Below are 12,404 nucleotides of genomic sequence, written 5' to 3'. Positions count from 1 at the left end.
AGTTCGCGATGTCTTCACGCATGCCCACCGCCGCGGAGCTGGAAGAAGCTGTTCGCCTGCTCGAAGCCGGCGAGCTCGTGGCCTTCCCGACCGAGACCGTCTACGGTCTCGGTGCCGATGCCGAGAATCCTGAAGCCGTGGCGCGTATCTTCGCCGCCAAGGGCCGTCCGTCGAACCATCCGGTGATCGTTCACGTGGTCGATGGCGCCGATGTCGGCTACTGGAGCGACGACGTACCCGACGCCGCGCAGAAGCTGATCGATGCGTTCTGGCCCGGTCCGCTGACGATCATCCTGAAACGCGCCGCCCACATCCCGGCAGCGGTTGCCGGTGGGCAGGACAGCATCGGTTTGCGCTGCCCGTCGCATCCGGTGGCGCAGGCGCTGCTGTCGCGCTTCCGCCGTGGCCGTGGTGGCATTGCTGCGCCATCGGCCAACAAGTTCGGCCAGGTCAGCCCGACCACGGCCGAGCATGTGCGCGACGAGTTCGGTGGATCGGTCTATGTGCTCGAAGGCGATGGCGTGGACGTTGGCATCGAATCGTCGATCGTCGATCTGTCCCGCCTGGATACGGCTGGCCCGGTGCTGCTGCGCCCGGGCGCGATCACGGCGGCGATGATGGCCGACGTGCTCGGCACCATGCCGCTACCGCCGGATGCCGCCGCGCCGCGCGCATCGGGCACGCTCAAGGCCCACTACGCGCCCCGCACCACGCTGACGCTGGCCCAGGCCGATGCCTTGCCGCAGTACCTGCATGGGCTGTCCGCCGATGGCAGGCTGGCCTGGGTGGGTCGGGCGCCTGCAACCAGCGATCCGCGCTGCACGTTCGTTGAAGCACCGGCCACGCCGGACGCTTATGCGCAGGAGCTGTACCGGCTGTTGCGCCGGCTCGACAAGGAAGGATTCCAGCGGCTGGTGTTCGAACCCTTGCCGGAGAGTCCCGAGTGGGACGGGGTGCGAGACCGGTTGGGTCGCGCCGCGGCTGCGTTCGAGGATTGCTGAGGTTAGGGGGAAGGCGGAGGAAGGCGGGGAGAGGGCCAGGCGCTCCATCCCCCACCATGCCTGTCACAAAACCCTCACCTCAAGGCGTGCCCTTATACACCCACTGCATCAACGCATCGTGCGCCTCCTGCGCTCCCGATGCGTTCGGGTGATTGATATACGCCACCACCACATAACGCTGCCCGTCGAGCGCGTCGACGTAGCCCGCCAGCGCGCGTACATCCTGTAGCGTGCCCGTCTTCAGGTAGGCATTGCCGGCCGCATTGGCGCGGGTCAGGCGATTGCGCAGCGTGCCATCCACGCCGAGGATCGGCAGGGAGTCCATCAGCACCGGCCCAACATTGCTGGCCAGTGCCTGTTGCAGCAGGCGCGCCATGTCATAAGCGCTGATCCGTTCCTCGCGCGACAATCCCGAGCCGTTCTCCAGTACCAGATCCGGCATGTCCAGCCCCTGGCGCGATAGCCAGCGCTTGATCACGCGTGTCGACTTCTCGGTGCTGGCCGGGCCGCTCCGGTCGATCTCCGCGCCAATCGTCAGGAAGAGCTGACGTGCCATCACGTTGTTCGAGAACTTGTTGATGTCGCGCACGATCTCGCCGAGCGGCTGGCCGTAGTGCCGCGCCAGCAGGAACGCGCTGCGCGGCACGGTGCCGCCGCGCAGTCCGGGCGGACGCACGAAGCGGCCACCCGCCGCCTGCCATTCGGCCACGAAGCCGCCCCAGATGAAATCGCTGTGCGAGAGTGTGGCCAGGTTGACCACGTGTTCGCCACAATCGGCGGAGTAGTTGCCGTCGAACGCGGCGACGATGGTGCCGTCTGACTGCGGCGTGATGCTTGGGTTGGCACGTGCGCGCCAGTCACCGCAACGGCCGTTGACCAGCGTCAGGCGGTTATCCACACGCAATTGCGCCAGCGCCGGCGTGACGGCCACGTCGACGGCGCGGCCGGCGGCGTCGGGCGTGATCGTGAAGGTGAGCGTCTTGAAGGCATAAAGCAGCGCATCAGGATTGACGTTGTAGGCGCGTTGCGTCTCGCCATCGATCGTGTAGCTGTTGTCCTGGGTATCCGCGAAGAAGCTGCGGTCGAGCACGAGATCGCCGTTGATGGCCGTCGCGCCAGTCGATCGCGCCGTGTTGACCAGCTTGGCCATCTCCTCGGGCACCAGCTTCGGGTCTCCCCGGCCGCGCAGATAGACGTTGCCGTTGATCACCCCGTCCGGGCCCGGCTGGCCATCGGCGTAGAGCGAAGTGAGCCAGCGATAGTCGGGCCCGAGCAATTGCAGGCCGGCGAACGTGGTGACCAGCTTCATCGTCGACGCCGGGTTCATCGGCGCCTCGGCGTTCCAGCTCACACGCGGGCGCGGCGCGCCGACCTTGATCACGTAGAAGCTTGCTGCCGACAGTGGCACATGCGCGCGGCGCAGCGCCGTGGTGACAGTGGCGGGCAGGCCGGTGCGCGCGGCGGCCGGGTCCGCGGCTTCGGCACTGACGCGCTGGACCGACGGTTTGGTGGCTTTGACGGATTTGACGGGTTTGGCCTGGGCTCCAGTCAGGCCGAAGGCGAGCAGCGCGGCCGTTGCGATAACGGGAGACAGGCTGCGGCGGAGCAGGGAGGGGCGGATTGGCATGGCGCTCATGTTAACGCATGGCCCATGCCCGATGGATGACGTGAATGCGGCCATTTTCGACCGCTTCTGGCCGCATTTTGTTGCTGAGGTCGACCGCGCGTCGCACGGTCGGATTTCCGCGGTTCCTAGTGGGCCGACGGGCAATCGGCAGGCTGGCTATCCTCCTTCGCCTTGAGGCCAGGGATCGGGAAGACCGCGTCATAGACCCAGTTGTAGACCAGCGCGTAGACCATGTAGAAGCCGGCCACGGCGATGTCCATGATGAACGCATCGAGCAGGGTCATGTCGAGGTACCACGCCACCGATGGCAGGAACACGAGCAGCAGGCCACCCTCGAACAGGATTGCGTGCAGCACGCGAATCGCCGGCGTCTTCCGGAGTTGGCCGGTGAAGCGCAGCATCCCGCGGTCGAAGAGGATGTTGTAGACGTAATTCCAGACGGCAGCGATCAGTGACGCGACCGCGCCCACCAGACCCATCTGGTGCAGCGCGTAGCCAAATACCAGGCTGGCAAGCGGGGCGAAGATCAGCAACCCGATCAGCTCGAAACCGACGGTGTGACGGATCCGGTCTGCGGTGGTGCGCATGAAGCTCTCCTTTGTGAAACGATGGAGCGCATTCTATCGGCAGGACAGCTAATCGCAAGTTGGGTAGTATCGGTTATTCCGATAGAAGGGGATTCCCCCTGCGACCGGCTTTCACCACCGTCTGCCCCCGTTTGCTTGTGGGGGAGGTGGGAAAGCCAACGAGAACGCACACCATGAGCCTGTCCCTCGAACAGTTGCAAGCCTTTGTCGCCGCGGCCGAAACCGGATCGTTCTCCGCGGCGGCCCGCCAACTTGGCAAGGCACAGTCCGTCGTCAGCGCCGCCGTCGCCAATCTGGAGATCGACCTCGGCAACGCGCTGTTCGACCGCACCGCCCGCTATCCGGTTCTGACGCCGGCCGGCGAGCGGCTGCTGGTCGAGGCGCGTGTGATTCTGGAGCGTTGCGAGCACTTTCGGGGCGTTGCCAAGAGCCTGGGCGAAGGTGTCGAGTCCCGCCTCACGCTGGCCGTCGACGAGCTATATCCGGAAGAGACCCTCGGCGTGCTGCTCGACGAGTTCTCGCAACGCTTCCCGTCGGTCGAACTCGAACTGCTGTTCCCGCTGATGGAGGACGTGAGCCGGCTGGTGCTGAGCCAGTGCGCGGACCTCGGCATCATGTGGCGCCAGGAGATCCTGCCGCCCGAACTCGGCTTCCATGCGCTGGGCTGGGTGCCGATGCCGATCATCTGCGCGCCCGACCATCCCCTTGCCGCCCAGCCGCGCGTGGACTTCGAAGAGTTGAAACGCTACCGGCAGTTGATGGTGGCCACGCGCAGCGACAGCGAGGAAAAGAAACGGCTGCGTGTGGCGGCCGAAGTCTGGTGGGTGGAAAGCCAGTGGGTGATCGTCGAACTGGTCAAGCGCAAGCTCGGCTGGGCGTTTGTGCCCTGGCACGTGGCGGCCAACTCGCCCGCCGCTGCCGGGCTGGTATCGCCGCAGCTGACCTTCCAGGATCAGGACTGGCCCGTGGCGATGGAAATCGTGTGGCACAAGCAGCGGCCGCTGGGCAAGGCGGCCACATGGTTGCGGGAGCGGGTCAGTCAGCAGCCGTTGCCGATGCCGGAGGGGCGGTAGCGCGCTGCAGCGCCGCTACCGAGTCCGCTATTGAGTCCGCTATTGAGTCCGCCACCGAGTCTGTTATTGCGCTGTCGATGCGGGCGCGGTAGCCGGCGGGGCGCTATCGGCCTTCCCCACCTCCATATCCGGTCCATGCCATCCGCCGCCAAGCGCCTTGATCAGCGTGACGGCCGCGGTGTACTGCCGCCCCATGATCGTCAATGTGGTGTTCTCCGCCGTATAGGCCGCGGTCTGTGCCGTCAGCACATCCAGCAACGCTGCGGTGCCGGCCTTGTAGCGGTTGTTGACCAGCGAAAGCGCTTCGCGTGCCGAGCGCAGCGCGTCGTTCTGGACGATCGACTCCTGTTCGAGCACGCGGGCCGAGGCGAGGTTGTCCTCGACCTCCTGGAACGCGCCCAGCACGGTCTGCCGATAGTTCGCCACGGTCTGGTCGTATTGGGCCACGGCAATCGCTGTATTGGCACGGCGCAGGCCGCCGTCGAACACGGTGCCGGCCAGACCAGCACCGATTGACCAGACGCGGTCGGGCAGGGAGAGCCAGCGCGCCAGGGTGCTGGCCGTCAGCCCGCCTGTGGCCGATAGCGAGAGCGTCGGGTAGTAGGCCGCCTCGGCCACGCCAATATTGGCGTTCGCAGATGCCATGCGCCGTTCCGCAGCCGAGATATCGGGGCGGCGTTCCAGCAACTGCGACGGCACGGCCACCGGTACGCGCGGAATCGTGTCGCGGTTGTCGACGGTCGCCACGGTCAGGTCCGCCGGGGGTTTGCCGACCAGTACCGCGATGGCATGTTCGAGCTGCTGCCGCGTGATCTGGATATCGAGTTGCTGTGCTTGCGCGGACTTGAGCTGGGTTTCCGACTGCAGCACGTCCGAGCGTTGCGCGGTGCCCGCCTTGTACTGGTTCTGCACGAGCTGCAGCGACTTCGCGTAGTCGGCCACGGTGCGGTCCAGCAGCGCGTGCTGGGCGTCCGCCACGCGCAGCAGGAAGTAGCTCTGCGCCAGCGTTGCCTGCGTGGAGAGCAGGATCGAAGCCAGGTCGGCCTCGCTGGCCTGCGCGCCGGCCTGGGCGCTTTCCACCTGCCTGCGCACGCGGCCCCACACGTCGATTTCCCAGTTGGCGGACAGCGTCAGGTTCTGGCCGTTGATGATCTGGCCATTGCTGCCCGTCGCGCCGCGCGAAACGCCGGCGTTGGCGCCGACCGTCGGGAAGTAGCCCGCGCGTGCCGCGGATAGCGATGCCGTGGCCTGGCGATACTGTGCTTCCGCCGCCTTGATGTTCTGGTTCGATATTTTGACCTGAGACATCAGCGCGTCGAGCACGGGATCGTCAAATACGCGCCACCAGTCGGGGCGCGCCATGATGTCCTGCGGCTCGGCGGTTTTCCAGTCGCCGGTCCATGCGGGCATGTCCTCGCTGGCTTCCTTGAAAGCCTTGGGCACGGGCGCATCGGGCCGCTGGTAATCAGGGCCGACCGCACAACCGGTCAGCAGGGCACAAGCCAGCGCGACGACGGTGAACGAGAATTGGCTTCGAGACATGGCAATTGCCTTCATCAGTGTTCGAGGCGCGGCGTGGTGCCGCTTGCCTGGGTGCGACGACGCTCGCGCCAGGCCTTGACCTTGAGGCGCCAGCGATCCAGCGTGAGGTAAACCACAGGCGTGGTGTACAGCGTCAGCAACTGGCTGACGAGCAGGCCGCCGACGATCGAGATACCGAGCGGCGCGCGCAGTTCGGCGCCATCGCCGCGGCCCAGTGCCAGCGGAATCGCGCCCAGCATCGCTGCCATCGTGGTCATCATGATCGGGCGGAAACGGAGCAGGCAGGCGCGGTAGATCGCGTCGCGCGGGCTCAGGCCGTCACGCCGCTCGGCGTCGATCGCGAAGTCGATCATCATGATCGCGTTCTTCTTCACGATGCCGATCAGCAGGATCACGCCGATCAGCGCGATGATGCTGAACTCGGTCTTGAACAGCAGCAGGGCCAGCAGCGCGCCCACGCCCGCCGACGGCAGCGTCGACAGGATCGTCAGCGGATGCACGTAGCTCTCGTACAGGATGCCCAGCACGATGTAGATCGTGATGATCGCCGCCAGAATCAGGATCGGCTGGCTCTTGAGCGAATCCTGGAACGCCTTGGCGCCACCCGCGAAATTGGCCTGTAACGTCTCCGGCGCGCCGATCCGCGCGAGCGCATCCTTGATCGCGTCGGTAGCCTGCGACAGCGAATAGCCTTCGGCCAGGTTGAACGAGATTGTCGACGCCGCGAACTGGCCCTGGTGGTTCACGCCGAGCGGCGTGCTGGTCGGCATCACACGCGTGAAGGCCGCGAGCGGCACGCGCTTGCCACCGCCGGTGACGACATAGACATCCTGCAGCGCGTGCGGCCCCTGCAGATACTCGGAACTGAGCTCCATCACCACGCGGTACTGATTGAGCGGGTGGTAGATCGTCGAGACCAGGCGTTGCCCGAAGGCATCGTTGAGGATCGCGTCGATCTGCTGCGCGCTGACGCCGAGCTTCGACGCGGTGTCGCGGTCGATGATCACTGACGTCTGCAGGCCCTTGTCATTGGTATCGGTGTCGACGTCCTCGATGCCCTTGATGTTCGAAATCGCCGCGCGAACCTTTGGCTCCCACTCGCGCAGCACGTCCAGGTCATCGGACTGCAGCGTGAACTGGTATTGCGAACTGCTCTGTCGCCCACCGACGCGGATATCCTGCACCGACTGCAGGAACAGGCTGGCGCCTGGCTCCTTGGCCAGCTTGCCACGCAGCCGCGCGATGATCGCATCGGCGGATTCGTTGCGCTCGGACAGCGGCTTCAACGTGACGAACATCTGTCCCGTATTGCGCTGCGAGCCGCCCGTGAAACCGACCACGTTGACCACGGCCGGGTCGGTCTGGACGATCTGGATAAAGTTGTCGAGCTTGGTGCGCATCGCCTGGAACGACGTGGCCTGGTCCGCGCGGATGAAGCCGATCAGGCGGCCCGTGTCCTGCTGCGGGAAGAAGCCCTTTGGCACGATCACGTAGAGCCAGACGTTCAGTGCCACCGTGGCCAGCAGAACGATCCAGACCAACGTGCTATGGCGCAACGCCGCGCCCAGCGTGCGTGCGTAGGCCTGCTGCATCCATGTGAAGACGTGCTCGGTCGCGTGATGAAAACGGCCCTGGGATTCTTCACGCACCGGGCGCAGCAGCCGTGCGCACATCATCGGCGTGGTGGTCAGCGACACGACCAGCGACACCAGGATGGCGACCGACAGCGTGATCGCGAACTCCTGGAACAGCCGGCCGACGATGCCACCCATCAGCAGCAGCGGGATGAACACGGCGATCAGCGAGAGACTCATCGACAGCACCGTGAAGCCGACCTCGCGCGCGCCGCGCAAGGCGGCGGCCAGCGGCTTCATGCCTTCCTCGATATGGCGCGAAATGTTCTCCAGCACCACGATCGCATCGTCGACCACAAAGCCCGTGGCGATGGTCAGCGCCATCAGCGAAAGATTGTTCAGCGAGAACCCGGCCAGGTACATCACCGAGAACGTGCCGACCAGCGATACCGGCACCGCCACACTCGGAATCAGCGTGGCCCGCACGTTGCGCAGGAACAGGAACACGACCATGACCACCAGAGCCACCGAGATGATCAGCGTCTGTTCCACCTCGCGCAGCGAGGCGCGGATGGTGGGTGTGCGGTCCATCATCACGTCCATCGAGATCGCGGCCGGGATCATCTTGCCCAACTGCGGCAGGATGTCGTTGACGCGGTCCACGGTCTCGATGATGTTGGCGCCGGGCGAGCGGTTCAGCACCAGCAGCACCGATGGCTTGCCGTTGGCAGAGCCTGCATTGCGGATGTCCTGTACCGAGTCGACCACATTGGCCACGTCCTGCAGGCGGATCGGCACCGCGAAGCCGTTTGGTCCCTTCGCGCCGTTGCTGCCGCCGGTGGCGCCCGTGGTGATCGTCGTGGTGCCGCTGCTGGTGGTGATGGTGGTCGTGGTGACGCCGTTGACGGTCTTCGTGCTGACGTTGCCGCCGGCGGCGGCGTTGGCGGTGCTGGCGATCAGTGCGCCGGCCGACGCGGACGAGTACGTGCCCGGCGTGGCGTAGCGGATGATCAGCGGCATGTAGTCCTTGGCCGCCATCGCCTGGTCGTTGGCATAGACTTGCCACGCGTTGTTGCTGTTCTCCAGCACGCCGAGCGGCCGGTTGGCGTTGGTGGCGCTGATGGTGTTGCGGACGTCTTCCAGCGAGATGCCGTACTTGTTCAGTGACGTGGGATTCAGCTCCACGCGCACGGCCGGCAGCGAGGAGCCGCCGATGGTCACCTGCCCGACACCTTCCACCTGCGAGAGCTTCTGCGCGAGGATCGTCGATGCCGCATCGTAGAGCTGGCCACGTGACATCGTCTGCGATGTCAGGCCGATGATCATGATCGGCGCGTCGGCCGGGTTGACCTTGCGATAGGTCGGGTTGTTCGGCAGGCTCGTGGGCAGCGTGGCGCGTGACGCATTGATCGCCGCCTGCACGTCGCGGGCCGCGCCGTCGATGTTGCGCGACAGGTCGAACTGCAGCGTCACGCGTGTGGAGCCGAGCGAGCTGGTCGACGTGATTTCCGTGACACCGGCAATCGTCCCCAGCGCGCGTTCGAGCGGCGTGGCCACCGTGGCGGCCATCGTCTCGGGGCTGGCGCCGGGCAGCGACGCAGACACCGAGATGGTGGGGAAGTCCACCTGCGGCAGCGGCGAGACCGGTAGCAGCCGGAACGCCGCGATGCCCGCCAGCAGAATGCCGATGGTCAGCAGCGCGGTGGCAACCGGGCGATGGATGAAGGTGGCCGACAGGTTCATCAGACGTTCGGCTCCTGCGGACGGTGCGACGGCTGGCCGCCATCTTCTCCGGTGCCGCCTTCATCGGGGTCGCCAAAGCGGTTGCGGCGCCAGGCCTTCAGGCGGATCGCGACGCGGTCGAACGCCAGGTAGATCACCGGCGTGGTGAACAGCGTCAGCACCTGGCTGACGAGCAGGCCACCCACCATCGTGATACCCAGCGGACGGCGCAGTTCCGAGCCGATGCCCGTGCCGAGCATCATCGGCAACGCAGCCAGCAGTGCGGCCATCGTGGTCATCAGGATCGGGCGGAAGCGCAGCAGGCAGGCCTGGAAGATCGCATCGCGCGGCTTCATGCCGCCTTCGCGTTCGGCCTCGAGCGCGAAGTCGATCATCATGATCGCGTTCTTCTTCACGATACCGATCAGCAGGATGATGCCGATGATCGCGATGATGCCGATATCCTGCCCCGACACCAGCAGCGCCAGCAGGGCGCCGACGGCGGCCGACGGCAGCGTCGAGAGGATGGTTACCGGATGGATCGTGCTTTCATACAGCACACCGAGCACGATGTACATCGTGACCACAGCGGCCAGGATTAGCCACAGCGTGTTGGAGAGCGACGCGCGGAAGGCCAGGGCGGCGCCCTGGAACTCGGTGGCCATCGAGATCGGCAGGCCAATCTCGCTCTCGACCTTGGTGATCTTGTCCACCGCCGCGCCAAGCGATTCGCCCGGCGCGAGGTTGAAAGAGATCGTCGCGGACGGGAACTGGCCCTGGTGATTGATCACGAGCGGGCCGGTGCGCTCCGAGATGTGCGCGATCGACCCGAGCGGCACCTGGCCGCCAGACGACGACGGCAGGCGCAGCGCGGACAGCGACTCCGGGCTCACCCGGAACTGCGGCATCGTTTCCAGCACCACGCGATACTGGCTCGACTGGGTGAAGATCGTCGAGACCAGCCGCTGGCCGAACGCGCTGTAGAGCGCGCTGTCGATGACCGCGGTGGTGATGCCGAAACGCGCGGCGGCGTCGCGGTCGATCTCCACGTAGGCGCGCAGGCCGTTGTTCTGCTGGTCGCTGGCCACGTCGCGCAGTTCCGGCTCCTGCTTCAGCCGCTCGATCAGTTTCGGTACCCATTCGGCCAGCACGGCCGGATCCGGGTCCTCGACGGTGAACTGGTATTGCGTGCGAGCCACGCGGTCCTCGATTGTCAGGTCCTGCACCGGCTGCATGTACAGCGCCACGCCGCCAAGTTTCTGCACCGAGGCCTGCAGCCGGTCGGTCACGACTTCCATCGAGTCGCGTTCGTCCTTCGGCTTCAGGTTGATGATCATGCGGCCCGCGTTGATCGTCGTGTTGGTGCCGTCGACACCAATGAACGACGACACGCTTTCGACGGCGGGATCTTCAAGAATCACCTTCTGCACCGCCTCCTGCTTGCGGCCCATCGACTGGAACGAACTGGTCTGCGAGGCTTCGGTGATCGCCTGGATCATGCCCGTGTCCTGCACCGGGAAGAAGCCCTTGGGCACCACCACGTAGAGAAGGCCGGTCAGCACCAGCGTGCCCACGGCGACGAGCAGCGTGGCCGTCTGGCGTCCGAGCACCCAGTTCAGCGCGCGGCCATATTGTTCGATCACGCTGTCGAAGAAGCGGCCCGTGACCACGTGGAAGCGGGACATTTCGCTCTCCGGCACGTGACGCAGCAGGCGCGCGCACATCATCGGCGTCAGCGTCAGGGAGACCACTGCGGAGATCAGGATCGACACGGCGAGCGTGACAGCGAACTCGCGGAACAGGCGGCCGACCACGTCGCCCATGAACAGCAGCGGAATCAGCACGGCCACCAGCGAGAACGTCAGCGAGATGATGGTGAAGCCGATCTGTTTCGAGCCCTTCAGCGCCGCTTCCATCGGCGGATCGCCTTCCTCGATGTAGCGCATGATGTTCTCGATCATCACGATGGCGTCGTCCACCACGAAGCCGGTGGCGATGGTCAGCGCCATCAGCGTGAGGTTGTTGATCGAGAAGCCGGCCATGTACATCACGCCGAACGTGCCCACCAGCGACAGCGGCACCGCCACGCCCGGGATGATCGTGGCGGACAGGTTGCGCAGGAAGATGAAGATCACCATCACCACCAGCGCGACGGCCAGCAGCAGTTCGAACTCGACGTCCTTGACCGAGGCGCGGATCGTGGTGGTGCGGTCGGTCAGCTGCTGCACCTGCACGGAGGCCGGCAGCGACGCCCGCAACTGCGGCATCAGCGTCTTGATGCGGTCGACCACCTCGATCACATTGGCGCCGGGCTGGCGCTGGATGTTCAGCACGATGGCCGGCTTGGCGTTGGCCCATGCGGCCAGGCGGCTGTTTTCGGCCGCATCGACGATGTCGGCCACGTCGGTGATGCGGATCGGCGCGCCGTTCTGGTAGCCGATGATGATCTGCTTGTACTCGTCGGCCGACCTGAGCTGGTCGTTGGCGTCGATCGTCGACGCGCGCGCGGGGCCGTCGAAACTGCCCTTGGCGCCGTTCACGTTCGCATTGCCGATGGCGGTGCGCAGGTCGTCGATCGACATGCCGAGGTTGGCCAGCGCCGTCGGGTTGGCCTGGATGCGCACGGCGGGGCGCTGGCCCCCGCTGATCGTGACCAGACCCACGCCCTGGATCTGCGAGATCTTGGCGGCCACGCGCGTGTCGACCATGTCCTGCAGCTTGGGCAGCGGCAGTGTGTCGGACGTCATCGCCAGCGTCATGATCGGCGCGTCGGCCGGGTTGACCTTGCTGTAGATCGGCGGCATTGGCAGGTCAGCCGGGAGCAGGTTGCTGCCCGCGTTGATGGCGGCCTGCACTTCCTGTTCGGCCACGTCGAGCGACAGTGTCAGCTCGAACTGCAGCGTGATCACCGATGCGCCGCCGGAGGAGGACGACGACATCTGCTTGAGGCCAGGCATCTGGCCAAACTGGCGTTCCAGCGGTGCGGTGACCGACGAGGTCATCACATCGGGGCTGGCGCCGGGGTAGAGCGTGGTGACCTGGATGGTTGGGTAGTCCACCTCGGGCAGGGCCGAGAGCGGCAGCAGCCGGAATGCGACCAGCCCCGACAGCAGGATGGCCACCATCAGCAGCGCCGTGGCGACTGGCCGCTCGATAAAGATGCGTGAGGGATTCATGCCGCTCCTCGACTCCTCGCCTTACGGCTGTGCCTGCTGCGGGCCCGTGCCCGAGCCATGGGCGCCGCTGGCTGCCCGCGCCCCGCTGGCACCATGGGCGCC

At 65.9% G+C, this 12,404-nt stretch carries 7 protein-coding genes; 2 read left to right on the top strand and 5 right to left on the bottom strand.

All coding sequences use genetic code 11. The features are described from left to right. Nucleotides 1–8: 8 nt before the first annotated feature. A complete protein-coding gene (locus D769_RS29165) occupies nucleotides 9–1,001 on the top strand; it encodes an L-threonylcarbamoyladenylate synthase (protein ID WP_035881411.1) in 993 nt (330 codons plus the stop codon). Nucleotides 1,002–1,080: 79 nt separating this feature from the next. Here D769_RS29165 and dacB read toward each other — a convergent pair whose 3' ends face one another. Together dacB and D769_RS29155 are read right to left on the bottom strand one after the other, a co-directional pair. Further along, on the bottom strand, nucleotides 1,081–2,637 hold the full coding sequence (dacB, locus tag D769_RS29160) for a D-alanyl-D-alanine carboxypeptidase/D-alanyl-D-alanine-endopeptidase (RefSeq protein WP_008652143.1): 1,557 nt from the start codon (nucleotides 2,635–2,637) through the stop codon (nucleotides 1,081–1,083). 116 nt (nucleotides 2,638–2,753) lie between these two features. After that, nucleotides 2,754–3,215: a PACE efflux transporter gene (locus D769_RS29155; RefSeq protein WP_008652142.1), complete on the bottom strand. Its 462-nt coding sequence runs from the start codon at nucleotides 3,213–3,215 to the stop codon at nucleotides 2,754–2,756. Between the two features lie 173 nt (nucleotides 3,216–3,388). Between D769_RS29155 and D769_RS29150 the strand changes: the two genes are divergently transcribed. After that, on the top strand, nucleotides 3,389–4,288 hold the full coding sequence (locus D769_RS29150) for a LysR family transcriptional regulator (RefSeq protein ID WP_008652141.1): 900 nt from the start codon (nucleotides 3,389–3,391) through the stop codon (nucleotides 4,286–4,288). A 63-nt stretch (nucleotides 4,289–4,351) separates the two neighbouring features. On the opposite strand, the gene D769_RS29145 is transcribed toward D769_RS29150, so the two are convergent. Genes D769_RS29145 through D769_RS29135 form a run of 3 tightly spaced genes read right to left on the bottom strand, consistent with a single transcriptional unit; the run spans nucleotide 4,352 to nucleotide 12,302 of the window. After that, nucleotides 4,352–5,830 carry an efflux transporter outer membrane subunit gene (locus D769_RS29145; protein WP_040011342.1) on the bottom strand — a complete coding sequence of 493 codons (1,479 nt, stop codon included), beginning with the start codon at nucleotides 5,828–5,830 and terminating at the stop codon, nucleotides 4,352–4,354. A 14-nt stretch (nucleotides 5,831–5,844) separates the two neighbouring features. Then, nucleotides 5,845–9,147: an efflux RND transporter permease subunit gene (locus D769_RS29140; RefSeq protein ID WP_008652135.1), complete on the bottom strand. Its 3,303-nt coding sequence runs from the start codon at nucleotides 9,145–9,147 to the stop codon at nucleotides 5,845–5,847. Next, nucleotides 9,147–12,302, bottom strand: coding sequence for an MdtB/MuxB family multidrug efflux RND transporter permease subunit (locus D769_RS29135; protein ID WP_008652134.1), 3,156 nt, complete (start codon nucleotides 12,300–12,302; stop codon nucleotides 9,147–9,149). The genes D769_RS29140 and D769_RS29135 overlap by 1 nt, the downstream gene beginning before the upstream one ends. Nucleotides 12,303–12,404 lie beyond the last annotated feature (102 nt).

Origin of the sequence: Cupriavidus sp. HMR-1 (assembly GCF_000319775.1) — a bacterium.
Taxonomy (GTDB): Bacteria; Pseudomonadota; Gammaproteobacteria; order Burkholderiales; family Burkholderiaceae; genus Cupriavidus; species Cupriavidus metallidurans.
Note: the sequence above shows the minus strand (reverse complement) of the source record. Positions and strands in the feature narration are given on the sequence as shown.